Here is a 24,257-nt window from a genome sequence, read left to right on the forward strand (position 1 = left end):
CGCCGCCGCCCCCTGATCGGATATGCCATGGTTTGAGGGGTGATGTCCGCCACTCCCCCGGTCTTGGAAGGGTGCGATTTGCTAGGAAAAGTCCGCCTCTCTCGGAAGACACTGCGCCGCGCGTACCAGGGGCTGGTCCTGGCCAGCGTGCTCGCCCTGGCGCCCATGACGTGGGCCTGGCTGAGCAGTTCCGGGCATCGCGCGACGGCGGACGAGCCGGGCTGGCAGGCGCGGGTGCCGCGGGCGCAGGCCGCGCTCGTACTGGGCGCGGGCCTGTACGACGGCGTCCACCCGAGCCCGATGCTGGCCCGCAGGCTCGACATCGCCGCCGAGCTGTACCGGGCGGGCAAGGTGCGGGCGCTGCTGCTGTCGGGCGACAACAGCCGCGCGGACTACGACGAGCCGACGGCGATGCGCGACTACCTGCGCGCCAGGGGCGTGCCGGACGCGGTGATGGTGCTCGACTACGCGGGGTTCGACACGTGGGACTCGTGCGTGCGGGCGCGCCGGGTGTTCGGCGCCGAGAAGGTCACCGTGGTGACCCAGGAGTTCCACATCCCCCGGGCGGTGACGCTGTGCAGGGCGGCGGGGCTGGAGGCGTTCGGGGTGGGTGACGACTCGGTCAGGCGTTACGCCCTCACCACGTACGCGAGCGCCGCCCGCGAGGTGTTCGCCGCGGGCAAGGCGTTCGCCGACGCCGTGATCCTGCACTCCGACCCCGTCTTCCCGGGTCCGCGCGAGGCGTCGCTCACCGAGATCCTGGCGCGGCCGCCGCATCGGCCCGGCGGCGCTCAGGTGGGGGCGCCGGGCGCGTAGCCGGGCGGCGGCGATCCCCGCGCCACCGAGCGCGCGTGCATCGACGGCACCGGGAAGTCGGCCCTGGCCGTGCTCATGCATTCGAGCAGCGCCCGCTGCTCCTCGTGGAAGGTGTGCTCGTCGACCATGTGGCGGGCGGCCCGCTCGTGCAGCAGGCCCAGCTCGGTGGCGGCGAGCTGGTAGTCGCGCATCGCGCGCACACCCGCCTTGCCGCCGTGGGCGCGGGCCCACTGGCGCGCCTGACGGCGGCGGGAGAACGTCGAGAGCATGTAGATGTCGGCCGGCGTGACGAGCTTGGTCGGCTCGTACGGCGGCAGGTAGCGCTGGATGAGCGCCACGATGCGCCGCCGGTCCCTGAACACCACGCCGATGAGCACCACGAGCACGACGAGCAGCGCCAGATAGGCCACCACGAGCCCGGGGAAGCCGCCGTAGGAGGCCAGGCCGTTCCACAGGCCGTGCAGGATCATCGCGCCGGTCCAGCCCGCCAGCACGTACGTGGTGCGCTCGGGCCCGCTGCGCTGCGCCGCGTACGCGACCGCGACCCCGATCATGGAGCTGAACAGCGGGTGGGCCAGCGGTGAGAGCACCCCGCGCAGCACCACGGTCACGGCCAGCCCTTTGACGCCCGAGGTGGACAGCGCGCCGAGGTAGTAGCTGACGTTCTCGCTCATGGCGAAGCCGAGGCCGACCATGCTGGCGTAGATGATGCCGTCGGTGGGCCCGTCGAGCTCGGCCCTGCGGAAGCGCAGCAGCCCCAGCAGCACCAGGCCCTTCATCGTCTCCTCCACCACGGGCGCGCCGAACGTGGCCGCGATGTTGCGGGCGCTGGCCTCCGACAGCTTGGCGGTGTCGATGATGTAGTGGAGGTTGAGCGAGTTGATCACGCCGGCGACGAGGACGGCGATGCCCGCGCCCCACGCGAAGGCGAAGATGAGGTTGCTGCGCGGCTCCGGCTCCATGCGGTCGAGCGCCAGCACCGCGGCGAGCAGCAGCGGCACCGGCGCCAGGGCCAGCACGAGCGCGATGAAGAACTGCACGGGAGCGCCGTTGATCACGTCGAAGGAGAACGAGACCAGGGCGCAGATGCCGGTGATGACCAGCCCGATGATCAACGCGAACGACGGGCGGTCCTTCAACACCCAGCGTGGATCACGGGTCGCCATACGGTGACTTTAACGGATCGTAGTGCCGGGGTCCGTGTGGGTCGGCGCAGTGCCGGTCGAGCCCCGGCACCCCATGATCGACCTGCAGCGTCGTGTGACCGATCGCGAACTTCTCATGCAGCAGGTCGGCGAGGCGGGTGCGCACTTTGTGGCAGTCCGAGCCGCGGCTGACAAGCACGTGGGCCGAGAGCGTGGGATACCCACTCGTCACCGTCCAGACATGCAGGTCGTGGACCTCCTCGACGTCGGCGTCCGAGGCCAGCAGCCGGCCGATCTCGTCCGGGTCGAGATCGCTGGGCGCGGCCTGGAGCAGCACCCGGCCGGAGTCGCGCAGCAGCCCCCAGCCGGCCTTGAACATGAGCGCGGCGACCACGAGCGCGGCGATGGCGTCGGCCTGGCGGAAGCCGGTCAGCCAGACCACGAGGCCGGAGAGCGCGGTGGCGATGAAGGCGTACATGTCGTTGAGCACGTGCTGGAAGGCGCCCTCGACGTTGAGGCTGCGCCGGTTCGCCTTCGACAGCAGCCAGGCGGCGCCCGCGTTGACCGCGATCCCGGCCACGGCGGTGACCACCACGAGCGGGCCGTGCACGTCGGGCGGCTGCAGGATCCGCTGCACGGCCTCGTAGACGAAGTACGCCACGAGCAGCAGCAGCGTCACCCCGTTGATCTGCGCGGAGAGTATCTCGGCCCGCTTGTAGCCGAAGGTGTAGGCGCCCTTGGCCGGGCGGGCGGCGATGCGCGCGGCGAGCAGCGCCAGCGCGATCGCGCTCGCGTCGGTCAGCATGTGGGCGGCGTCGGAGATCAGCGCGATCGAGTTCGCGGCCACGCCCGCGACCACTTCGGCGACCATGAAGCAGCAGATGAGGGCGAGCGCGCCCCACAGGAACCGCCTGTCGGCGTCGGGACTCAGCGCATGCCCATGACCGTGCCCGTGCCCATGGACGCGATCATGGGCACGATCATTGGCGCTGCCATGGGCATGGCCTCGCTGCGCACCGCTCATCCGGTCTCCTTCAGATGCTCCCGGCTCAGGTCGAGCAGCATGCGGACGTGGGCGTCGGCCAGCCGGTAGTAGACCGTCCTGCCGGCCCTGCGGCTGGCCACGATCCCGGCCGTGCGCAGCAGGCGCAGCGCGTGGGAGACGGCGGTGTCGGACACCTCGACGGCGTCCGCCAGGTCGCACACGCACAGCTCGCCCGCCTCCAGCAGCGCGTACAGCAGCCGGGCCCTGGTCGGGTCGCCGAGCAGCCGGAACAGCTCGGCGAGCCGGGTCGCCTCCTCAGGCGTCACGAGCCGGTCGCGGGTGGCCGCGACCCTCGCGGCGTCGGCCTCCGGCACCGCGCATCCGTCCAGGCCCGTGACAACATCTGAAGAGGTGTTCATATGTGCATGGTAGGAACGCGAAAAAGCCCGGCGCAACGGCCGGGCTGGGAAAAATCAGGCCAAGAGCGGGTCGATCGCCACGGCGAGGAAGAGCAGCGCCAGGTAGGCGTTCGACCAGTGGAAGAAGCGCATGGGCCGCAGATGCACGCCCGTCTTGCCGGCGTTGAGCCTGGACAGCAGGCGGTGCACCTCCCACAGGCACATCACGCCCAGCACCGCCGCCACGACCGGGTAGAACAGCGTGGTGCCCGCCACCGGCCACAGCGCCAGCGAGCACAGCACGGTCGCCCAGGTGTAGGCGATGGACTCCAGCACCACCCGCCGCTCGGTGGCCACCACCGGCAGCATCGGCACGTTGGCCGCCGCGTAGTCCTCCTTGTAGCGCATGGCCAGCGTCCAGGTGTGCGGCGGCGTCCAGAAGAACACCACGCCGAACAGCACCAGCGGCGCCCAGTCGAGCCGCTCGGTGATGCCCGCCCAGCCGATCATCACCGGCATGCAGCCCGCGATGCCGCCCCACACGATGTTCTGGGCCGTGCGCCTCTTGAGGATCATCGAGTAGACCAGCACGTAGAACAGGATCGCGCCGAGCGACAGCAGCGCGGCCAGCCAGTTGGTGGTCAGCCAGAGCCCGGCCGTGGACACCACGCCGAGCACGATGCCGAAGATCAGCGCGTTGCGCGGCGACACCTGGTGCCTGGCCAGCGGGCGCTTGCGAGTGCGGCGCATCTTCTGGTCGATGTCGCGATCCACATAGCAGTTGAGCGCGTTGGCGCTGCCCGCCGATAGGGTGCCGAACACCATGACCGAGATCGACGTCCACAGCGGCGGAAGGCCGCCCGCTGCGAGGAACATCACCGGCAGCGTCGTGATCAGCAGCAGCTCGATGATCCGCGGCTTGGTGAGTGCGATGTAGGCCTTGACGACCACGCCGAACGTGCGCGGCGCCTCCACCTCCGGTGAGGGGGCCGTCGCCTGCCTGTTGGTCAGCACCGTCAAGGCGCTTCCAGCCTGTCGGAAGTCAACGCGTAACCTCTGATTAGAGCGGATCCTTGGGCGGGCGCCGGAACGCCCCTGCGAACAAACAAACTGTAGTCGCAGGGTGAGCCGGTCCGGCCAATGGGGGGCTTGAGCCGTACATGGACACGCGAGGGTGGGATGGGAATCGATCGCCGTCCCCGCTCGGTTAGTGTCCCGTGTAGGCGCGGGCCACGCGATCTCGCGGCCGCCTCTACACACCACCGCGCGCGCGACCGCGCGACCGGTCTCCCGGCCGGACGCCGGAGGCCGCGAGGTGACCGGCCGCGGGCGGGACAAGCCACAACCAATGACAACTAGATTCCGGAGATCGAGCACTTGAGCACCGAACTCGTGCCAGCCCTTGAGTGGACCGACCTCGACAAGAAGGCGGTCGATGTCGTCCGGGCACTGGCGATGGACGCAGTGGAGAAGGCGGGCTCGGGTCACCCCGGCACCGCCATGAGCCTGGCCCCCGCCGCCTACCTGTTGTTCCAGCGCGTGATGCGTCACGACCCCACCGATCCCGGCTGGATCGGTCGTGACCGCTTCGTGCTGTCGTGCGGCCACACCAGCCTGACCCTGTACATCCAGCTCTTCCTGTCGGGGTACGGGCTGACGCTCGACGACCTCAAGCGGCTGCGGCAGTGGGACAGCCTCACCCCCGGCCACCCCGAGCACGGCCACACGGCGGGCGTCGAGACCACGACGGGCCCGCTGGGCCAGGGCCTGGGCAACGCGGTGGGCATGGCGATGGCCGCCCGCCGCGAGCGCGGCCTGTTCGACCCCGACGCCGCGCCCGGCGCCTCGCCGTTCGACCACCACATCTGGTGCCTGGTCAGCGACGGCGACATCGAGGAGGGCATCAGCCACGAGGCCAGCGCCATCGCCGGCCACCAGAAGCTGGGCAACCTCATCGTCATCTACGACGACAACCACATCTCCATCGAGGACGACACCCAGATCGCCAAGTCCGAGGACGTCGTCGCCCGCTACCAGGCCTACGGCTGGCACACCGAGAGCGTCGACTGGACCGCCGGCGGCGAGTACGTCGAGGACGTCCAGGCCCTGTACGAGGCGCTGCTGAAGGCCAAGGCCGAGACCGACCGGCCGTCGTTCATCCGGCTGCGCACCATCATCGGCTGGCCCGCGCCCAACAAGCAGAACACCGGCAAGATCCATGGCTCGGCCCTGGGCGAGGCGGAGGTCGCCGCCACCAAGCAGGTGATGGGCATGGACCCGAGCAAGACCTTCGACGTGCCGGACGAGGTGCTGGAGCACGCCCGCGGCGTCGTCCAGCGGGCCCGCGCCGACCACGCCGAATGGGAGAAGAGCTACAACGAGTGGCGCCTGGCCAACCCCGAGCGCGCCGCCGAGCTCGACCGCATCTCCCACCGCGAGCTGCCGGCCGGCTGGGCCACGGCGCTGCCGTCGTTCGAGGCGGGCGCCTCCATGGCCACCCGTAAGGCCTCCGGCGAGGTGCTGAGCGCGCTCGCGCCGGTGCTGCCCGAGCTGTGGGGCGGCTCCGCCGACCTGGCGGAGTCCAACAACACCACGATGAAGGGCGAGCCGTCCTTCATCCCGGAGGAATACCAGACCAAGGAGTTCCCCGGTAACCGCTACGGCCGCACGCTGCACTTCGGCATCCGCGAGCACGCCATGGGCGCGATCCTCAACGGCATCGCGCTGCACGGCGGCACCCGCCCGTACGGCGGCACGTTCCTGGTGTTCTCCGACTACATGCGCCCGTCGGTGCGCCTCGCCGCGCTGATGAAGCTGCCGGTCATCTACGTCTGGACGCACGACTCCATCGGCCTCGGCGAGGACGGCCCGACCCACCAGCCGATCGAGCACCTGTGGTCGCTGCGCGCGATCCCGGGCCTCGACGTGGTGCGCCCGGCCGACGCCAACGAGACGGCCTACGCGTGGAAGGCCGTGCTCGAGCACACCGACCGGCCGGCCGCGCTGGCGCTGACCCGCCAGAACCTCCCGGTCTACGAGGGCACCAGCGCCGACGGCGTGGCCCGCGGCGGCTACGTGCTGCGCGAGGCCTCCGACGGCCAGCCGCGGGTCATCCTCATCGCCACCGGCAGCGAGGTGCAGATCGCGATCGAGGGCCGCGAACTCCTGGAGTCGCAGGGCATCCCGACGCGGGTGGTCTCCATGCCGTGTGTCGAATGGTTCAACGGGCAGGATGCCGCATATAAGCAGACGGTGCTGCCTTCGTCGATCAAGGCTCGGGTGGCGGTCGAGGCGGGTGTCGCGCTCGGCTGGCACGAGTACGTCGGCGAGCACGGCGAAGTGGTCAGCCTCGAACACTTCGGCGCGTCGGCCCCGTACAAGACGCTGTACGAGCAGTTCGGGCTGACGCCGGAGCGCGTCGCGGCGGCGGCCAGGGCGAGCCTGGCGAAGCTCGGTCAGGACAAGGGCGAGACGACGGGAAACTGAAGAAGAATGAGCGAGATCCTCAACAAACTGTCCGGCCAGGGCGTGGCCATCTGGCTCGATGACATCAGCCGTGAGCGGCTGCGCAGCGGCAACCTCGAGCAGCTGATCCGCGAGAAGAACGTCGTCGGCGTGACGTCCAACCCGACGATCTTCGCGAACGCGCTCAGCAAGGGCGACGCCTACGACTCCCAGCTGCACGACCTGGCGGTCCGCGGTGTCGACGTCGGCGAGGCCGTGCGCGCCATCACCACCTACGACATCCGGTGGGCGGCCGACGTGCTGCGCCCGGTCTACGACTCCAGCGGCGGCGTCGACGGCCGCGTGTCGATCGAGGTCGACCCGCGCCTCGCGCGCGACGGCGAGCGGACGATCGCCGAGGCCAGGGCGCTGTGGTGGCTGGTGGACCGGCCCAACCTGTTCATCAAGATCCCGGCCACGCTGGAGGGCCTGCCCGCGATCACGCAGGCGCTGTCGGAGGGCATCAGCGTCAACGTCACGCTGATCTTCTCCCTCGAGCGCTACCGCGCGGTCATGGACGCCTGGCTCGCCGGCCTGGAGGCCGCGCAGGCCAAGGGCATCAACCTCGCCACGATCGAGTCGGTGGCCTCGTTCTTCGTCAGCCGGGTCGACACCGAGATCGACAAGCGGCTCGACAAGCTGGGCAAGCCGGAGCTGAAGGGCAAGGCGGGCGTGGCCAACGCGCGCCTGGCGTACGCGGCGTTCGAGGAGGTCATGAACTCCGAGCGCTGGCAGCGCCTGCGCGAGGCCGGCGCGCGCCCGCAGCGTCCGCTGTGGGCCTCCACGGGCGTCAAGAACCCCGAGTACCCCGACACCCTCTACGTCGACCAGCTCGTCGCCCCCGGCACCGTCAACACGATGCCGGAGAAGACGCTGGACGCCGTGGCCGACCACGCCACCATCACGGGCGACACCGTGCGCCCGTTCTACGAGCAGGCGTGGAACACCATGGCCGCGCTCAAGGACGCCGGCATCGACTACGACGACGTCGTGAAGGTGCTGGAGGACGAGGGCGTGGAGAAGTTCGAGGCGTCCTGGAACGAGCTGCTGGAAAGCGTCAGCAAGAACCTGGTTCCGTGATGTACGTCTCCTACCGCGAGGAGGGGGTGGCCGCCGCCGCCTCCTCCGTCGCGGGGCGCCTCGTCGCCGAGGGCGTGCCCGCGCGGCTCGCCGGCGGCGACCCCACGCTGTGGGGTGAGGACGCCGAGGCGGAGGCGGCGGCCCGGCTCGGCTGGCTGTCGCTGCCCCGCCACTCCCGCGAGCTGCTGCCCGTGCTGGGCAGGCTCGCGGACCGGGCCCGCGCCGCGGGCCTGACCACCGTGGTGCTGGCCGGCATGGGCGGCTCGTCGCTTGCGGCGCAGGTCATCTGCGACACCGCCGACGTGCCGCTCACCGTGCTTGACACCACCGACCCCGGCCAGGTGCGCAGGGCCCTGGCCGAGGGGCTCTCCTCCACGGTCCTGGTGGTGGCGGGGCGCAGCGGCTCGACGGTCGAGACCGACTGCCTGCTGCGCATCTACGAGCAGCGCTTCGCCGACGCCGGCCTCGACCCGGCCGGCCACATCGTGGTCGTCACCGCTCCTGGATCCCCGCTGGAGCGGCACGCCGTGAAGGCCGGCTACCAGCTCGTGCCCGCCTCGCCCAGCGTGGGCGGCCGTTACTCGGCGCTGTCGGCGTTCGGGCTGGTGCCCGCCGCGCTGGCCGGCGCCGACGTGGAGCGGCTGCTCGACGACGCGGACGAGGTGCTGCCGCTGCTGTCGCGCGAGGACGGCAACCCCGGGCTCGACCTGGGCGCCGCGCTCGCCGCCTCGGCGCTGGCCGGCCGCGACAAGCTGGTGCTCGAAGACCGGATGACGGCCATCAACGGGCTGCCCGACTGGATCGAGGAGCTGATCGCCGAGTCCACCGGCAAGCAGGGCAAGGGCATCCTGCCGGTGGTGGGCGCCGACCCCAACGGCGCCTCCGACGAGCTGGTCGTCGCCATCGACTCCGACGACGGCGACGTGCGGGTCGACGGACCGCTGGGCGCGCAGTTCCTCATCTGGGAGTACGCGACCGCGCTCGCCTGCGCGGTGCTGCGGGTCAACCCGTTCGACGAGCCCAACGTGGCCGAGTCCGCCGCCAACACCGACGCCCTGCTGTCCCTGCCCGACCTGCCGACCGGCGCGCCGTCGTTCGTGGACGGCCCGGTCGAGGCGTACGGCGCGGCGACGGCCAGGGACCTTCCCGGGCTGTTCGCCGAGCTGCTGCACACCATCCCCCGCGACGGCTACCTCGCGGTCATGGCGTACCTCGACCGGCTGGCCGCCTTCGACGCGCCGGTGCCGGAAGGCGCCGACTTCGACCAGATGACCGACGCCTGGATGATGGCCGACCCGCTGACCCTGCGCACGCTGCTCGCGCAGCGCACCGACCGGCCGGTGACGTTCGGCTGGGGGCCGCGCTTTCTGCACTCGACCGGGCAGTACCACAAGGGCGGGCCGCAGAACGGGGTGTTTCTGCAGATCACGGGGGCAGTGGAGGAGGACGTCGCCGTTCCCGGCCGGCCCTACACGCTGGGCCGGCTTCAGCTCGCGCAGGCGCTGGGCGACCTGGGGGCGCTGGAGACCCGGGGCCGCCCTGCCGTACGCCTGCATCTGACCGACCGCGCGGCGGGAGTCGCGCGTTTGCTCGCAGCCGCACAGGAGGCTTGAGATGACTGACCGCGCTGACCCCGCGGCACCTGAAGAACCCGCGGCGCCCGCCGCGCCCGCGGAGGAGGCCGCCACCGTGGCCTCCGCCGTCGCCGGCACGTCCACCACCGAGGCGGTGGCCGCGGCCAATCCGCTGCGCGACCCGCGCGACAAGCGGCTGCCCAGGGTGGCGGGGCCGTGCGTGATGGTGTTGTTCGGCGTGACCGGCGACCTGGCCAAACGCAAGTTGCTGCCGGCGATTTACGACCTGGGCAACCGGGGGCTGCTGCCGCCCGGCTTCTCGCTGGTCGGCTTCGCCCGGCGCGATTGGAAGGACCAGGATTTCGCCCAGTTGACGTACGAGGCCGTCAAGGCGCACGCCAGGACGCCGTTCCGTGAGGAGGTCTGGAAGCAGCTTCGCGAGGGCATCCACTTCGTGCCCGGCGAGTTCTCCGACGACGGCGCCTTCGACGCGCTCGCCATGGCGTTGGCCGAGATCGACGAGACCCGGGGCACCGGCGGAAACTACGCTTTCTACCTGTCGGTGCCGCCGAAGTTCTTCCCCGTGGTGGTGGAGCAGCTCAAGCGCACCGGCCTGTCCGACGCGCCCGAGGGCTCCTGGCGGCGCGTGGTGATCGAGAAGCCGTTCGGCCACGACCTGAAGTCGGCCCACGAGCTGAACGAGATCACCACCTCGGCCTTCCCCGAGAGCTCGATCTTCCGGATCGACCACTACCTCGGCAAGGAGACGGTCCAGAACATCATGGCGCTGAGGTTCGCCAACAACCTCTACGAGCCGATCTGGAACCGCAGCTTCGTCGACCACGTGCAGATCACGATGGCCGAGGACATCGGCATCGGCGGCCGGGCCGGCTACTACGACGGCATCGGCGCCGCCCGCGACGTGATCCAGAACCACCTGCTCCAGCTCCTCGCGCTCGTCGCGATGGAGGACCCGACCTCGTTCGAGGCGGCCTCGCTGCGCCGGGAGAAGGAGAAGGTGCTCAAGGCCGTGCGGCTGCCGGCCAACCTGGCGCTCAACACCGCGCGCGGCCAGTACGCCGCCGGCTGGCAGGGCGGCGAGAAGGTCGTCGGCTATCTGGAGGAGGAGGGCATCTCGCCCGACTCCACGACCGAGACGTACGCGGCGATCAAGCTGGAGATCGCCAACAGGCGCTGGGCCGGCGTGCCGTTCTACCTGCGCACCGGCAAGCGGCTCGGCCGCCGGGTGACCGAGGTGGCCGTGGTGTTCCAGCGGGCGCCGCACCTGCCGTTCAGCGCCGACGACACCGAGATCCTCGGCCAGAACGCGCTGGTCATCCGGGTGCAGCCGGACGAGGGCATCACCGTGCGGTTCGGCTCGAAGGTGCCGGGCACGGCGATGGAGGTGCGCGACGTGTCCATGGACTTCGCCTACGGCGAGTCGTTCCTGGAGTCGTCGCCCGAGGCGTACGAGCGGCTGCTGCTCGACGTGATGATCGGTGATCCACCGCTCTTCCCGCACCAGCGGGAGGTGGAGCTGTCGTGGAAGATCCTCGACCCGATCGAGGAGTTCTGGGCCACGCAGGGCCAGCCGGAGCCGTACGAGTCGGGCTCGTGGGGCCCCACCTCGGCCGATGCGATGATGGCCCGCGACGGCCGCGTGTGGAGGAGGCTCTGACATGACGACCTTCATGCTGACCGACACCACGGCAGGCAAGATCGCCGCCCAGTTCACGCACCTGCGCCACCAGATGGGCGCGCCGGCCATCGGCATGGTGCTCACGCTCGTCGTGGTCTGCGAGGAGCGCCACCAGTACGACGCGCTGCGCGCGGCCACCGAGGCGGCTCGCGAGCACCCGTCGCGCATCATCGTGGTGATCAAGCGCGAGGAGGACGAGCCGATCAGGCTCGACGCCGAGCTGCGCATCGGCGAGAACACGCCCGGCGAGGTCGTGGTGCTGCGCCTGTACGGCGAGCTGACCGAGCACGCCGACTCCGTCGTCAGCCCGCTGCTGCTGCCCGACACGCCCGTGGTGGCCTGGTGGCCGGGCGCGGCGCCCGACGTGCCGTCCAAGGACGCCATCGGCGCGCTGGCGCAGCGGCGCATCACCGACGCCAAGGGCTTCGACGACGGCGGCGTCAAGTCGCTGGTGACCCGCGCCAAGGGGTACGCCCGCGGCGACACCGACCTGGCCTGGGCCCGGCTCACGCCGTGGCGCAGCCTGCTCGCGGCCGCGTTCGACCAGCCGGTGGGCAAGGTGCGCAAGGGCACGGTCGAGGCCGCGGCGGGCCACCCGAGCGCGCCGCTGCTCGCGGCCTGGCTGTCGGAGCGGCTGGGCTGCCCGGTCAAGGTCGTCGACTCGGCGGGGCCCGGCCTGACCGCCGTGCGCCTGCAGCTCGCCGCGGGCGGTGAGCTGTCGGTCGTGCGCAACGACGCCCGCGTGGCCACGCTCTCCCGTCCCGGCCAGCCGGACCGGACGGTGGCGCTGGCCCGCCGGCAGACCTCCGAGCTGATGGCGGAGGAGCTGCGCAGGCTCGACAGCGACGAGATCTACGAGGCCGCGGTCAAGCGTTTCGCGAGGACGTTCAAGGGATGAGCAACGTGAACGTGCCCACCATCGTCGTGCACCGTGATCCCGAGGTCCTGGCCAACGCCGTGGCGGCGCGCATCATCACGCGGCTGGTCGACGTGCAGGCGGCCAAGGGCTCGGCGTCGATCGTGCTGACCGGCGGCACCATCGGCACCGCCACGCTGGCCGCCATCGCGGCCACCCCGGCCAGGGACGCCGTCGACTGGCGGCGCCTGGACATCTGGTGGGGCGACGAGCGGTTCCTGCCCGACGGCGACAAGGAGCGCAACGAGACCGGCGCCCGCCAGGCGCTGCTCGACCACGTCGACGTCGATCCCGAGCGGGTGCACGTCATGCGCGGCCCCGACTCGGGCATGACCGCCGAGGAGTCCGCCGACGCCTACGCCGCCGAGCTGCGCAGGGCCGCCAGGCCCGAAGACCACGGGCCGGTGCCCGCCTTCGACGTGATGCTGCTCGGCATGGGGCCGGACACCCACGTGGCGTCGCTGTTCCCCGGCATGCCGGCCCTGTACGACACGCGTCCGGTGGTGGCCGTGCACGGCTCGCCCAAGCCGCCGCCCACCCGCATCTCCCTGACCCTGCCCGCCATCCAGGCCTCGCGCGAGGTGTGGGTGGTCGCGGCCGGCGAGGAGAAGGCGGGCGCGGTGCGCATGGCGCTGTCCGACTCCGGGCCCGTGCAGGTGCCGGCGGCGGGGGCGCGCGGGCGCGGGCGGACGCTGTTCCTGCTCGACCGCGCGGCCGCGGCCAAGATCCCGCCGGAGCTCGGCCGCCTCGCATCCCCGTGATCCGCGGCGTCCGGGAAGCCGCCTGCCCGGCGGCTTCCTGAGACCCGGTCAGGCCCTTTCAGAGGCCCCCAGAGCCCACCTTGCGCGAGGTGCGGTCTGGGGGCCTCGGCTTTCGCCTCAGAGCCTTCGAGAGCCCCTGACGGCCTCGTGGAGGGCTTTCGCGGCTCGCCCCCTCGCGGGAAACAACTCCCTGTTCCGCGTGCGGCTCGCTCCCCTCGGCTCCCGGCGGCCGAGGCGGTGCGCGCTCAGCCGGATGCGGCGGCGAGGGTGTCGATCTCGGTGAGCAGTGCCTGCTTGCGCTCTTCCGCGAGGTACGACGCCCGCACCCCGTTCCGCGCCAGCTCGGCGAGCTGCTCCCGGCCGAATCCGAACACCCGGGCCGCGACCCGGTACTCATCGGCCAGCGTGGTGCCGAACATCGGCGGGTCGTCGCTGTTCAGGGTCACGTACAGCCCCTCTTCGAGCAGCCGGGGCAGCGGGTGGTCCTCGATGCGGGCGATCTGCCCCGTGCACAGGTTGGACGTCGGGCAGACGTCGAGCGGGATCCGCGTCTCCCGCAGATGCGCCACGAGCCGGGGGTCGGCCAGGCAGTTGATACCGTGGCCGATGCGCTCGGCGCCGTAGTGCTCGACGACCTCCCAGATCGTCTCGGGCCCGCTCATCTCGCCGGCGTGCGGGACGCTGTGCAGCCCGGCCGCCCGCGCGGCGGCGAACGCGGCGCGGAAGGCGTCCCGGTATTTCGGGCGTTCCTGTTCGATCCCGCCGATGCCGAAACCTACCAGCGCGGTGGGAGGTTCTTCGAGGGCGTGCTTGAGCGTCACCTCTGCGGCCTCGTCGCCGTACTCGCCGGGGATGTCGAAGATGTAGGCGATCTCGACGCCGTGCTCGGCGAGCGCGCGGCCGGCGGCCAGGTCCAGCGCCTCGGTGACCGCGCGCATCGGCAGCCCGACCACGTGCTGAGCGTACGGCGTGACCTGCAGCTCCGCGTAGCGTCCACCTTGGGAGGCGAGGTCGCGGGCCAGGCCGAGCACGAGCGTGGCGACGTCCTCGGGCTCGCGCACGAGTGCGTTGACGGCCCCGTACACGCGGGCGAAGTGCGGGAAGTCCTGGAAGGTGTAGAAGCGGCGCAGCTCCTCCTCGGTCGTGGGGACGCCGCTGCCGGGGTGGCGGCGCGCCAGCTCCAGCACGGTGGGGACCGAGGCGGAGCCGACGTGGTGAACGTGCAGCTCGACCTTGGGCAGGGCGTCGATGAAGTCGTCAAGGGTCATGCGGACGACCCTAGAACCGGCATATCCAGAAAAGACAGGCTTTGCCGCTGAATCTCACACAAGGTTGTCAATTTTGCTGAGTTGAGCCGCACTGCGGGCGGTGGTCAACCGCCGGGGCGCACGATCGCGGCTTCGCCACCTGGGCCTCCACGCGTTCGGCCCGCTACCGGCCGGCGCAGGGGTCGCCCGTTCACCGCTCCAGGCGTTGACGGGCGTGACGCTCCTCACGGCGGGCGACCTCGAGCCGCTGCCTGGCGTCCTCGAGTTTCTTACGCGCCTTGGCCAGCTTCCTCTCCAGCCGCGCCACCTTCTCCGCGCGCTCGTCATGCTCCTTCCGAGCCGTCTCCAGCTGGGCCGCCCACTCCCGGTGCGCCGCCTCGGCCTCCTCGCGCTCCCTGGCCTTCCTGGCGGCCTCTTCCGCCCGCCTGCGCGCCTCCTCATCCTGAACGGCCCCCAACTCTTCAGACGCAGACTCTTCAGACGCAGACTCTTCGGACGCAGACTCATCGGACGCAGACTCATCGGACGCAGCCTGATTCGCCGTCTCAGGGCCGTCCTTCTTCCTCCGGGAAGGCCGCTCGCGCGTGACGGGCGCGGGCGCGAACCCGCTGTACCGCAGCGGCTTGGCCAGGCGCCCCCGCCGCACCTCCTCGGCCGCCTGCTCGTCCACCAGGGCGGCGTCCAGGGTCTGGTCCACCTCGGTCGCGGCCGCGGCCGACAGGTCGCCCGCCCGCCTGGCCAGCCGGCCCACCGTGGCGGTCACCTCGCCTCTGAGCCGAACCAGCTCGGCCAGCGCGTCCGCGTCCTGCTCCCGCCAGGCCGCGCGCAGCCGCTCCCCCACCTCCAGCAGCTCGCGCAGCTCGTCAGGATGCTCGCGGGAGAGCCGGTTCACCGCCCACGCCGACACCGTGGGCTTGCGCAGCTTCGCGACCTCGCGGGAGAGCCGTACGTCGCCCGCCTCCTTGGCCGCGCGGGCCTCCCGCGTGCGGGCGGCGGTGAACTCCTGCGGCGGCAGCCCGTACAGGCGATCGGCCACCTCATCGAGATCCACACAGGACAAATACCCTCCGCCGCCGATTTTCTAGCGCATAGTGGAATCAGCCCCAGCCGAACGGAGGCCCCCGGTGTTCGAGCGATTCACCGACCGTGCGCGCAGGGTCGTCGTCCTCGCCCAGGAGGAGGCGCGGATGATGAACCACGACTACATCGGCACCGAGCACATCCTGCTCGGTCTCATCCACGAGGGCGAAGGGCTCGCGTCCCTCGTGCTGAACGAGTGCGGCGTGCAGCTGGAGCGCGTACGCGCGTTCGTGGAGCAGGAGGTGGGCCACGGCGCCAAGGCGCCCGACGGGCACATCCCCTTCACGCAGCGCGCGAAGAAGGTCCTGGAGCTGTCGCTGCGCGAGGCCCTGCAGCTGCGCCACAACTACATCGGCACCGAGCACATCCTGCTCGGCCTGATCAGGGAGGGCGATGGCCCGGCCGCGCAGGCGCTCGCCGACGCGGGCGTGGACCTTCCCGACCTACGCCGCCGCGTCCTCGACCGGCTCAGCCGCGGCCCCAGAGAGCGTCCGTCCGACCTCTTCGCCGCGGGCGCGTCGGCGCTGCAGGAGCAGCTCACCCAGATCCAGGAGAGCCTCGACCGGATCGAACGCCACCTCGGCATCAAACGCGACGAGCCGCCCTCCGAAGCGCGCCGGGAGGACGCGACGAGGAGCGACGAGAGCCCGGACGACGCGGCCGGCGAAGACGCCACCGGCTGACTCCCGATCGGCCCGAGCGAGGTCAGCGGAGGGCGGCCAAGGTGTCGAGAGGGTTCTCCAGGAGGCGGGCGAAGGCCAGCTCGGCGGCCCCGGCGAGCGTGGTGCCGTCGCCGAGGGCGGTCACGGCCAGGCGGACGCGTTCGCGCGACACCGGCAGCACATGGGCGTCCACGCGCGCCCTGACGCGCGGCGCCGCGCCCGGGTAGACGTCGCGCAGCATGCCCCCGAAGACCACCAGCGCCGGGTTGAACAGGTTGATGAGGTTGACGATGCCGACCCCGAGCCAGTCGCCGACCCGGTCGAGCGCGTCACGCGCCCGCGCGTCACCGGCGGCGGCCAGGGCCGCGACGGCTCTGATGCCCTCGCGGCCGAACAGCTCGCCGGCGCGCCCCGCGTACTCGAGCAGGGCCTCCTCGCCCACCTCCGCCTCCAGGCAGCCGCGCGACCCGCACAGGCAGGGCCGCCCGTCGAACGGGTTGACCAGCATGTGCCCGAGCTCGCAGCCGTAGCCGCCGTCTCCGTCGAGCAGCCTGCCGCCGACGATGATCCCGCCGCCGACGCCGACGTCGCCGTGCAGGTAGATGAGGTTGTCGACGTCCCTGCCCGCACCGCGTACGTGCTCGGCGACCGCACCCAGGTGCGCCTCGTTGCCCACCTCGACCGGCAGCCCGAGCCCGAGCCCCGCGGCGAGCTCCGGCCCGAACGCCTGGTCCACCCAGCCGAGGTGCGGCCCGTAGCGGACCGTGCCGTCGGCACGCCTGATCAGCCCGCAGTACGACGCCCCGATGCCCACGCACAGCGCGCCGGGGCCGGCCTCGGCCACCAGCTCACGGCCGAACCCGGCGAGCACGCCGACGACGTCCTCCAGGTCCACGCCCGCGCGGGCGCGTACGGCCTCGCGCCGGGCCAGCACCCGCCCGCCGAGTCCCACGCGGGCCGCGATCAGCCGGTCGACGGCGACGTCGAACGCGAGCCCGTACAGGGTCTCCTGCTCGGGCATGACGACGATGGACGGCCGCCCCGCGCGGCCCCTGCGGCGGGGGACGCCCTCGCGGACGAGCCCGGCGGCGGCGAGCTCGGCGGTGAGGTCCATGATGGTGCTGCGGTTGAGGCCCATCCAGCGGCTCAGCGCGGCCCGCGACACCGCCCCCTCTTTGTGCACGCGCCGCAGCACCTCGCTCAGGTTGCGCTGCCGCAGCTGCTCCTGTGTCCGCGCGCCCGCCGCCGTCGTCGCCGTCACCCTCGCCAGCTTAGAACCTGTCCTCGCGCGCGCCCAGTGCGCCGCAATCGGTTCCGTACGGGTGCCGGAACGGGCACCACCGCCCAGGCGGGCGGCGTCAGACGGGCACCACCGCGCCCACGGGAAGCCTGGCCTCCACCACGCCGGGGTCGTCGGTGTAGCCGAGCGTCGCGCCCAGCGAGATCATCAGCCGGCGCATCTTCACGTTGTCCGACAGCATCGACGCCTTGACCTCGGCGTAGCCCAGGTCGGCCGCCGCGCGTACGAGCATCCTCGCCAACGCCGTCCCCAGGCCGCGCCCCTGCCAGCGGTCCTCGACCAGGAAGGCCATTTCCGCGATGCCCGGGTCGGGCGTGAACAGCAGGTTGGCCATCCCCACGACCTGCCCGTCGTGCCCGGCCACCAGCGAGTAGCCCTTGTTCCTGTCGCACAGCCGGTCGAACAGGCGCGGCGGCAGCGTCGGCATGGCGGTGAAGTAGCGGAACCTGCGCGATTCGGGTGAGCAGCGGTCGTGCAGGTCGCGTACGGCCTCGCGGTAGATGGAGGTGAGCGGCCGTACGGTCACCTCCACGCCGTCGGACAGCTTGATCGCACGCTCGGAGGTGGTCTGCTCGGGCGCGGGCTGGGCGAGCCTCGCGAAGGCGGCCGCCCTGGCCGCTTCGGTCAGCGTGAACGGCAGCTCGGCGCGCCGCAGACGCACCGCCCGCTTGGGTGCGACCGGCACGACGAGCTGGGTCGGGTCGGGTAGATCACTCACGGCCTCACCATAGATCCACCGCGCGTCGTCCGCGCGCAGCAGCTCGGCCAGCAGCTCAGGCAGCCGCCACGGCATCGAGCGCAGCCTGGAGGCCAGCAGGAGCGCCCTGGTGGGCTCGTCGGTCAGCTCGTGGGCGGTGGCGGGCACCACCTGGACGCGGCGGCCACCGGCCGCCTCCAGCGCCTCGCGCACGGTCTCGGGTGCGGCGGGGATGTCGGCGACGAACTCGTCGACGGTGCCTTCAGCGTCGGACTGGACGCTCAGGCCGAGGATGTTGCCGCCCCTGTCGGCCAGGGCCGCCGCCAGCGAGGCCAGGCGTCCGGGCCGCTCGTCCACCGTGGTGCGAATGCGCAAGAATCCCATGCGACGAGCATGGCGTGGAGCTGTTACGCGGTTGCTACCGACGCGTTTACATCGCGTGATTCATCGCGAGATGTCCGCTTATATCGCGCAATGTCATCCTTATCCCCACCACACCCGGGCCCCGCCCCCACCACCGACCTCGCACCCCATCGCACGGCCATCCCTCAGGCACCGCTCCAACCTCCGCCTCTCCACCTCGCGCTACGGAACCCACTCCACACCCCCACCGCCCCTCACACCACACCACACAACCCCTCAGACACCGCTGCAACCTCCCCTCCCCCGCATCGCGGGCCCGCTCTGGCCTCCTCCGGCCCTTCCCCGTACCACCGGAAGAGAGCCCCCGACCGGCCCTCCCCGTCGCGCTCAGGCCGTCACCCAGGACCGCCCTCCTCCCGGGCAAGCGGAGGCAGGACGGCGCGAGCAGCCCCGGCCACGCCAAGACGAGCGCTCCTCCGCCTCCGCGCGGGGCAAGATGGAGCGACTGCGAGAAAGGACGACGTTCGATGGACATCCTCTTCCGAGGCGGCCGGGTCTTCACCCCCGACGGTGTCGTGGCCGGGGCCGTGCTGGTGCGGGACGGCGTGATCGCCGCCGTGGGGCCGGAGGGGGAGCTGGCGCGCGGGCCGCACGAGACGGTGGATCTCGGCGGCGGTCTGCTGGTGCCGGGTTTCACGGACGCGCACATGCACCCGATTCAGGCGGGCCTCGAACGCGCAAAGTGCGACTTGTCAGAAGATTTCGGCCTTGACGCGTACAAAGAAAAGATCGCCGACTATGCCGCGAAAAACGCGGAGAAAGAGTGGATCGATGGCGGCGGATGGGACATGTCGGCATTCCCCGGCGGCCTCCCTCACCGCGACCAACTCGACTTCCTCGACCGCCCCGCGTACCTGATCCAGCGCGACCACCACGCCGCCTGGGTCAACACGCGGGCCCTGGAACGCGCCGGCATCACCCGCGACACCCCCGATCCCGCCGACGGCCGCATCGAGCGGGACGCGGACGGCGCCCCGACGGGCGTCCTGCACGAGGGCGCGATGGACCTCGTCGGCCTGCTCACCCCGCGCCCGGCCGCCCAGGACCTGCTGGACGCGCTGGCGGACGCCGAGCGGCACCTGTTCTCGCTGGGCGTCACCGGCTGGCAGGACGCCATCGTGGGCTCGTACGCGGGCTCCGGCGACCAGCTGCCCACCTACCTCGCGGCGGCCCGCGCAGGACGCCTGCGGGCGCGCGTCGTGGGCGCCCTGTGGTGGGACCGCACGCGCGGCCTGGAGCAGATCGAGGAGCTGGTGGCGCGGCGCGCGTCGGCGAATGGGCTGGAGCGGTTCAGGGCCACCTCGGTCAAGATCATGCAGGACGGCATCACGGAGAACTTCACCGCCGCCACGCTGGAGCCGTACTGCCTGTGCGGGGGCACGGGCCTGTCGTACGTGGACCCGGCCAAGCTCAAGGAGTACGTCGCCGAGCTGGACCGCCTCGGCTTCCAGGTGCACTTCCACGCGATCGGCGAGCGCGCGGTGCACGAGGCCCTCGACAGCCTGGAGGGCACGAACCCGGCCAACCGGCACCACATCGCCCACCTGCAGATCATCGAGCCGTCGGACGTGCCGCGCTTCGCCGCGCTCGGCGTCACGGCCAACCTGCAGCCGCTGTGGGCGACCCACCACGCGCAGATGGACGAGCTGACCCTGCCGTACCTCGGGGAGCCGCGCTCGTCGTGGCAGTACCCGTTCGCGGACCTGGTGGCCTGCGGCACCCGGCTGTGCGCGGGCAGCGACTGGCCCGTCTCCGACGCCGACCCGCTGCAGGGCATGCATGTGGCGGTCAACCGTACGGAGCCGGGCGGCTCGGTGCACGCCGGCTACCCGACGGCGCAGACGCCGTTCCTGCCCGAGCAGCGCATCGACCTGGCGACGGTGATGGCGGCGTACACGGAGGGCTCGGCCTGGATCAACCGCTCACCGGCCGGGCGCATCGAGCCGGGGCGGCCCGCCGACCTGGTGGTGCTCGACCGCGACCCGTTCGAGCTGCCGCCCGGCGACATCTGGACGACCAGGGTGCGGATGACGTTCGTGGACGGCGAGGCGGTCTACGAAGCCGCCTGAGCCCGGGACAAGCGGAAGGGCCCCGGCAGTCGCCGGGGCCCTCGCCGTCGTCAGGAGGAGAAGGAGGAGGAGGACTTGCTGCTGCGCAGGCGCTCCAGTGCCTCTTCGAGGATGGCCTTGCCGTCCTTATCGCTCCTGCGCTCCTTCACGTACGCAAGGTGCGTCTTGTACGGCTCATTCTTCGGCGGGGCGGGCGGCGCCTTTTCGTCCTGGCCGGCTGGGAGACCACAACGGGGGCAATCCCACAGCTCGGGGACCGCCGCGTCGCTGGCGAAACTGGGGCGCGTCTCGTGCATGTTGGCGCACCAGAACGAGACCCGCACTCTCGGAGCTGCCTCGCCGCGCTCGGCCTCCCCCATCGGGCCGGCGCCGACTCGGCTGCCACGGATCGCGTTGCCACTACCCACGGATGAACTCCTCGCTCGATCGCCCCGTGTGCGGACACGGGGGGAGAATCACTGTCACGCGTCAACTACAACTCAGGACCGCAGGAGCAGGCCCAGAGCGATGATGCAGACGAACCAGACCACGCCCGTGATGACGGTCAGCCGGTCGAGGTTGCGCTCCACCACCGAGGAACCACCGAAGTTCGACGAGAAGCCGCCGCCGAACATGTCAGACAGACCACCACCCTTGCCCTTGTGGAGCAGGACGAGCAGGATCATGAGAAGGCTCGCCAGGATGAGGGCGATGGAGATTCCGATTTCCACGGTATGCCTGTTCCTTCGATGCTCTGTTACGCGTGACGATTCAAACTTGCCTCTTGAGGGTACGACCTGATGTCAAGTCGCACCCCCAGAACGGCCGAGTTAGCCGGGTATATCAGAGAAACGGCAGATCTTCACGAACTCATCGGCGTCGATGCTGGCACCGCCCACGAGCGCGCCGTCGACATCCGGCTGAGCCATGATCCCTGCGATGTTCCCTGACTTGACCGAGCCACCGTAAAGGATACGGATTCCCGAGGCCACTTCGGCGTCGTAGAGCTCAGCGAGTCTGGCTCGCAACGCCCCGCAGACCTCCTGTGCGTCCTCGGGGGTGGCCACCTCGCCGGTGCCGATCGCCCACACCGGCTCGTAGGCCACCACAATCGATTTTGCCTGTTCGGCGTCGATTTTGCGCAGCGCGCCGTCGAGTTGGCCGAGACTGTGCGCGATGTGGCGGCCCTCTTGACGCACTTCGAGGCCCTCGCCCACGCAGAGGATGGGCGTGAGCGAGTGGCGGTAGGCCGCCTGCACCTTGGCGTTGACGATGTCGTCGTCCTCACCGTGGTACTGGCGGCGCTCGGAGTGCCCGACCACGACGTACGTGCAACCGAGCTTGGCGAGCATGGCGCCCGACACCTCACCGGTGTAGGCGCCGCGGTCGTGCCTGGACAGGTCCTGGGCTCCGTACACGATCCTGAGCTTGTCGCCGTCGACCAGGGTCTGGACGCTGCGCAGATCGGTGTACGGAGGCAGGACGGCGACCTCGACCTTGTCGAAGTCCTTGTCGTTGAGCGCGAAGGCCAGCTTCTGGACCAGCGCGATGGCCTCGAGATGGTTGAGGTTCATCTTCCAGTTGCCGGCGATGAGCGGCTTGCGCTGCAACTCTCAGTCCTCCAGGGCCGCGAGTCCGGGAAGGGTCTTGCCTTCGAGGTATTCGAGGCTGGCGCCGCCACCGGTGGAGATGTGCGAGAAGCCGTCCTCGGGCAGGCCCAGCCTGCGTACGGCCGCCGCCGAGTCGCCGCCGCCCACGACGGTGAACGCCTCGGAGGCGATGAGCGCCTCGGCCACCGCCTTGGTGCCGCCGGAGAACGCCTCGAACTCGAACACGCCCATCGGGCCGTTCCAGAACACGGTCTTGGCGTCGGCGATCTTGCTCGCGAACAGCTCGCGCGTCTTGGGACCGATGTCGAGCCCCTCGCGGTCGGCCGGGATCGCGGTGGCCTCCACCACCTGGTGCTCGGCGTCGGGCGCGTAGGTGACCGCCGCCAGCACGTCGACGGGCAGCACCAGCTCGACGCCGCGCCGCCCGGCCTCCTCCAGGAAGCCGCGCACCTGGTCGAGCTGGTCCTCCTGCAGCAGCGAGTTGCCCACCTCGTGGCCCTGGGCCTTGAGGAAGGTGTACGCCATGCCGCCGCCGATGAGCAGCCTGTCGACCTTGGTCAGCAGGTTGGCGATGACGCCGAGCTTGTCGGAGACCTTGGCGCCGCCGAGCACGACCACGTAGGGCCGCTCGGCGTCCTCGGTGAGCCGGCGCAGCACGCCGACCTCGGCCTCGACCAGCCCGCCCGCCGCGTGCGGCAGCAGCTTGGGCACGTCGTAGACGCTGGCGTGCTTGCGGTGGACGGCGCCGAAGCCGTCGCCGACGTACAGCTCGGCGAGGGCCGCGAGCTTGGCCGCGAACGCGCCGCGCTCGGCGTCGTCCTTGGACTCCTCACCCGGCTCGTAGCGGAGGTTCTCCAGCAGGGCCACCTGGCCGTCCTGGAGCGACTCCACCGTGCTCGCGGCGCTGTCGCCGACCACGTCGGTGGCGAAGGCGACGTCCTGGCCCAGCAGCTCGCCCAGGCGGGCCGCCACGGGACGCAGCGAGTACTTCGGCTCCACCTTGCCCTTGGGCCTGCCCAGGTGGGCGCAGACGACGACCTTGGCGCCCCGCTCCAGCAGGGTCTTGATCGTCGGGACCGACGCGCGGATGCGGCCGTCGTCGGTGATCGTCTCCCCGTCGAGGGGGACGTTGAGGTCGGCGCGCACAAGCACGCGCCGCCCCTTCACGTCGAGATCGTCGAGCGTGCGCATGTCATGCTCCCGTTCCTGCTGCGGGGCACGCCGGCGGCGCGCCCCGATGTGTACGCGTCCGCCCGGGCATCAGAGCCCGCGGCCCACCAGCTCGACCAGGTCGGCCAGGCGGTTGGAGTAACCCCACTCGTTGTCGTACCAGCCGACGACCTTCACCTGGTTGCCGATCACCTTGGTGAGCTGGGCGTCGAAGATGCAGGAGGACGGGTCGGTGACGATGTCGCTCGAGACGATGGGGTCCTCGGTGTAGCTGAGGATGCCCTTGAGCGGGCCCTCGGCGGCGGCCTTGACCGCGGCGTTGACCTCCTCGACGGTGACCTCGCGGCCGACGTCGACGGTGAGGTCGGTGGCCGAGCCGGTCGGGATCGGCACGCGCATGGCGAAGCCGTCGAGCTTGCCCTTCAGCTCGGGCAGGACCAGGCCGATGGCCTTGGCGGCGCCGGTGGAGGTGGGCACCACGTTGAGCGCGGCGGCACGGGCGCGGCGCAGGTCCTTGTGCGGGCCGTCCTGCAGGTTCTGGTCCTGCGTGTAGGCGTGGATGGTGGTCATCAGACCCTTCTCGATGGTGAAGGCGTCGTGGATGACCTTGGCCATCGGGGCCAGGCAGTTGGTGGTGCAGGAGGCGTTGGAGATGATCGTGTGCTTGGCCGGGTCGTACGCGCTGTCGTTGACGCCCAGCACGACGGTGACGTCCTCGTTCTTCGCCGGAGCGGAGATGATGACCTTCTTCGCGCCGTTGTCGGCGTGCACCTTGGCCTTGGTGGCGTCGGTGAACAGGCCGGTCGACTCCACCACGACGTCCACACCGAGGTCGCCCCACGGCAGCTTGGCCGGGTCGCGCTCCGCGAACACCTTGATCGACTTGCCGTCGACCGTGATCTCGTCGGCGGTGGCCTTCACCTCGTAGGGCAGGCGGCCGAGGATGCTGTCGTACTTCAGCAGGTGCGCGAGCGTCGCGGTGTCGGTCAGGTCGTTGACCGCGACGATCTCGATGTCCTTGCCGCTGGCGGCGACAGCGCGCCAGAAGTTGCGACCGATGCGGCCGAAGCCGTTGACGCCTACGCGGATGCTCACGGGAACCGATCTCCTCGAACAGATGC

21 protein-coding genes and 1 pseudogene are annotated in these 24,257 nt (G+C 71.1%); 9 read left to right on the forward strand and 13 right to left on the reverse strand.

Annotation, left to right across the window (positions count from 1 at the left end; all coding sequences use genetic code 11):
• Window positions 1–78: 78 nt before the first annotated feature.
• Window positions 79–816 (forward strand): vancomycin high temperature exclusion protein, encoded by a 738-nt coding sequence (locus ACGFIM_RS31405; protein WP_393207592.1) that lies wholly within the window; start codon window positions 79–81, stop codon window positions 814–816.
• On the opposite strand, the gene ACGFIM_RS31410 is transcribed toward ACGFIM_RS31405, so the two are convergent.
• The 4 genes from ACGFIM_RS31410 to ACGFIM_RS31425 are packed head-to-tail and all read right to left on the reverse strand — an operon-like array spanning window position 792 to window position 4,364.
• On the reverse strand, window positions 792–1,982 hold the full coding sequence (locus tag ACGFIM_RS31410; RefSeq protein WP_393207595.1) for a PrsW family intramembrane metalloprotease: 1,191 nt from the start codon (window positions 1,980–1,982) through the stop codon (window positions 792–794). The two genes, ACGFIM_RS31405 and ACGFIM_RS31410, sit on opposite strands and share 25 nt — an antisense overlap.
• On the reverse strand, window positions 1,969–2,985 hold the full coding sequence (locus tag ACGFIM_RS31415) for a cation diffusion facilitator family transporter (RefSeq protein WP_393207598.1): 1,017 nt from the start codon (window positions 2,983–2,985) through the stop codon (window positions 1,969–1,971). The genes ACGFIM_RS31410 and ACGFIM_RS31415 overlap by 14 nt, the downstream gene beginning before the upstream one ends.
• The gene (locus tag ACGFIM_RS31420; protein WP_393207601.1) at window positions 2,982–3,365 is read right to left on the reverse strand and encodes an ArsR/SmtB family transcription factor; all 384 of its coding nucleotides are present in this window, start codon (window positions 3,363–3,365) and stop codon (window positions 2,982–2,984) included. The genes ACGFIM_RS31415 and ACGFIM_RS31420 overlap by 4 nt, the downstream gene beginning before the upstream one ends.
• 54 nt (window positions 3,366–3,419) lie before the next feature.
• Entirely contained in the window at window positions 3,420–4,364 is a 945-nt protein-coding gene (locus ACGFIM_RS31425) for a heme o synthase (RefSeq protein WP_393207604.1), read from the reverse strand.
• 435 nt (window positions 4,365–4,799) lie between these two features.
• Here ACGFIM_RS31425 and tkt point away from each other — a divergent pair, with 435 nt between their 5' ends.
• From tkt to pgl, 6 genes are read left to right on the forward strand one after another with little or no spacing between them, the layout of a single operon-like run.
• On the forward strand, window positions 4,800–6,830 hold the full coding sequence (tkt, locus tag ACGFIM_RS31430) for a transketolase (RefSeq protein WP_393207796.1): 2,031 nt from the start codon (window positions 4,800–4,802) through the stop codon (window positions 6,828–6,830).
• Between the two features lie 6 nt (window positions 6,831–6,836).
• Entirely contained in the window at window positions 6,837–7,928 is a 1,092-nt protein-coding gene (gene tal, locus ACGFIM_RS31435; RefSeq protein WP_393207607.1) for a transaldolase, read from the forward strand.
• Complete coding sequence (locus tag ACGFIM_RS31440) at window positions 7,928–9,541, forward strand: glucose-6-phosphate isomerase (protein WP_393207799.1); 1,614 nt, start codon at window positions 7,928–7,930, stop codon at window positions 9,539–9,541. The genes tal and ACGFIM_RS31440 overlap by 1 nt, the downstream gene beginning before the upstream one ends.
• Window position 9,542: 1 nt before the next feature.
• Complete coding sequence (gene zwf, locus ACGFIM_RS31445) at window positions 9,543–11,180, forward strand: glucose-6-phosphate dehydrogenase (RefSeq protein ID WP_393207610.1); 1,638 nt, start codon at window positions 9,543–9,545, stop codon at window positions 11,178–11,180.
• 1 nt (window position 11,181) lies between these two features.
• A complete protein-coding gene (locus ACGFIM_RS31450; protein ID WP_393207613.1) occupies window positions 11,182–12,099 on the forward strand; it encodes a glucose-6-phosphate dehydrogenase assembly protein OpcA in 918 nt (305 codons plus the stop codon).
• Entirely contained in the window at window positions 12,096–12,878 is a 783-nt protein-coding gene (gene pgl / locus ACGFIM_RS31455; protein WP_393207616.1) for a 6-phosphogluconolactonase, read from the forward strand. The genes ACGFIM_RS31450 and pgl overlap by 4 nt, the downstream gene beginning before the upstream one ends.
• 245 nt (window positions 12,879–13,123) lie before the next feature.
• Here pgl and add read toward each other — a convergent pair whose 3' ends face one another.
• Entirely contained in the window at window positions 13,124–14,146 is a 1,023-nt protein-coding gene (gene add, locus ACGFIM_RS31460; protein ID WP_393207619.1) for an adenosine deaminase, read from the reverse strand.
• Between the two features lie 190 nt (window positions 14,147–14,336).
• On the reverse strand, window positions 14,337–15,197 hold the full coding sequence (locus tag ACGFIM_RS31465; protein ID WP_393207622.1) for a hypothetical protein: 861 nt from the start codon (window positions 15,195–15,197) through the stop codon (window positions 14,337–14,339).
• A 73-nt stretch (window positions 15,198–15,270) separates the two neighbouring features.
• On the opposite strand from ACGFIM_RS31465, the pseudogene ACGFIM_RS31470 reads away from it, so the two are divergent.
• Window positions 15,271–15,807, forward strand: a pseudogene (locus ACGFIM_RS31470) (Clp protease N-terminal domain-containing protein); the annotation flags it as partial.
• 124 nt (window positions 15,808–15,931) lie between these two features.
• On the opposite strand, the gene ACGFIM_RS31475 reads toward ACGFIM_RS31470, so the two are convergent.
• Together ACGFIM_RS31475 and ACGFIM_RS31480 are read right to left on the reverse strand one after the other, a co-directional pair.
• On the reverse strand, window positions 15,932–17,149 hold the full coding sequence (locus ACGFIM_RS31475; protein ID WP_393207625.1) for an ROK family protein: 1,218 nt from the start codon (window positions 17,147–17,149) through the stop codon (window positions 15,932–15,934).
• A 97-nt stretch (window positions 17,150–17,246) separates the two neighbouring features.
• On the reverse strand, window positions 17,247–18,269 hold the full coding sequence (locus ACGFIM_RS31480; protein ID WP_393207628.1) for a GNAT family N-acetyltransferase: 1,023 nt from the start codon (window positions 18,267–18,269) through the stop codon (window positions 17,247–17,249).
• 506 nt (window positions 18,270–18,775) lie between these two features.
• Here ACGFIM_RS31480 and ACGFIM_RS31485 point away from each other — a divergent pair.
• Window positions 18,776–20,377: an amidohydrolase gene (locus tag ACGFIM_RS31485; RefSeq protein WP_393207631.1), complete on the forward strand. Its 1,602-nt coding sequence runs from the start codon at window positions 18,776–18,778 to the stop codon at window positions 20,375–20,377.
• A 50-nt stretch (window positions 20,378–20,427) separates the two neighbouring features.
• Here the strand turns inward: ACGFIM_RS31485 and ACGFIM_RS31490 are convergent, their stop codons facing one another.
• From ACGFIM_RS31490 to gap, 5 genes are all read right to left on the reverse strand, one after another.
• Window positions 20,428–20,784 (reverse strand): RNA polymerase-binding protein RbpA, encoded by a 357-nt coding sequence (locus tag ACGFIM_RS31490; RefSeq protein WP_364065805.1) that lies wholly within the window; start codon window positions 20,782–20,784, stop codon window positions 20,428–20,430.
• A gap of 72 nt (window positions 20,785–20,856) precedes the next feature.
• Window positions 20,857–21,087, reverse strand: coding sequence for a preprotein translocase subunit SecG (gene secG / locus ACGFIM_RS31495; RefSeq protein ID WP_364065808.1), 231 nt, complete (start codon window positions 21,085–21,087; stop codon window positions 20,857–20,859).
• A 99-nt stretch (window positions 21,088–21,186) separates the two neighbouring features.
• On the reverse strand, window positions 21,187–21,966 hold the full coding sequence (gene tpiA, locus ACGFIM_RS31500; RefSeq protein WP_393207635.1) for a triose-phosphate isomerase: 780 nt from the start codon (window positions 21,964–21,966) through the stop codon (window positions 21,187–21,189).
• A 3-nt stretch (window positions 21,967–21,969) separates the two neighbouring features.
• A complete protein-coding gene (locus tag ACGFIM_RS31505; protein WP_393207638.1) occupies window positions 21,970–23,157 on the reverse strand; it encodes a phosphoglycerate kinase in 1,188 nt (395 codons plus the stop codon).
• Between the two features lie 69 nt (window positions 23,158–23,226).
• Entirely contained in the window at window positions 23,227–24,231 is a 1,005-nt protein-coding gene (gene gap / locus ACGFIM_RS31510; RefSeq protein WP_393207641.1) for a type I glyceraldehyde-3-phosphate dehydrogenase, read from the reverse strand.
• Between the last annotated feature and the right edge of the window lie 26 nt (window positions 24,232–24,257).

The organism is Nonomuraea sp. NPDC049309, from assembly GCF_043196965.1.
In the GTDB taxonomy this organism is placed as follows: domain Bacteria; phylum Actinomycetota; class Actinomycetes; order Streptosporangiales; family Streptosporangiaceae; genus Nonomuraea; species Nonomuraea fastidiosa.

Excerpts from the sequence above, each read along its gene's own strand:
- add (WP_393207619.1), bottom strand. The coding sequence starts at position 14,146 with ATGACCCTTGACGACTTCATCGACGCCCTGCCCAAGGTCGAGCTGCAC.
- ACGFIM_RS31415 (WP_393207598.1), bottom strand. The coding sequence starts at position 2,985 with ATGAGCGGTGCGCAGCGAGGCCATGCCCATGGCAGCGCCAATGATCGT.
- ACGFIM_RS31450 (WP_393207613.1), top strand. The coding sequence starts at position 11,182 with ATGACGACCTTCATGCTGACCGACACCACGGCAGGCAAGATCGCCGCC.
- ACGFIM_RS31485 (WP_393207631.1), top strand. The coding sequence starts at position 18,776 with ATGGACATCCTCTTCCGAGGCGGCCGGGTCTTCACCCCCGACGGTGTC.
- tkt (WP_393207796.1), top strand. The coding sequence starts at position 4,800 with ATGGACGCAGTGGAGAAGGCGGGCTCGGGTCACCCCGGCACCGCCATG.
- ACGFIM_RS31410 (WP_393207595.1), bottom strand. The coding sequence starts at position 1,982 with ATGGCGACCCGTGATCCACGCTGGGTGTTGAAGGACCGCCCGTCGTTC.
- ACGFIM_RS31505 (WP_393207638.1), bottom strand. The coding sequence starts at position 23,157 with ATGCGCACGCTCGACGATCTCGACGTGAAGGGGCGGCGCGTGCTTGTG.
- tal (WP_393207607.1), top strand. The coding sequence starts at position 6,837 with ATGAGCGAGATCCTCAACAAACTGTCCGGCCAGGGCGTGGCCATCTGG.
- ACGFIM_RS31440 (WP_393207799.1), top strand. The coding sequence starts at position 7,928 with ATGTACGTCTCCTACCGCGAGGAGGGGGTGGCCGCCGCCGCCTCCTCC.
- ACGFIM_RS31420 (WP_393207601.1), bottom strand. The coding sequence starts at position 3,365 with ATGAACACCTCTTCAGATGTTGTCACGGGCCTGGACGGATGCGCGGTG.
- ACGFIM_RS31480 (WP_393207628.1), bottom strand. The coding sequence starts at position 18,269 with ATGGGATTCTTGCGCATTCGCACCACGGTGGACGAGCGGCCCGGACGC.
- pgl (WP_393207616.1), top strand. The coding sequence starts at position 12,096 with ATGAGCAACGTGAACGTGCCCACCATCGTCGTGCACCGTGATCCCGAG.
- zwf (WP_393207610.1), top strand. The coding sequence starts at position 9,543 with ATGACTGACCGCGCTGACCCCGCGGCACCTGAAGAACCCGCGGCGCCC.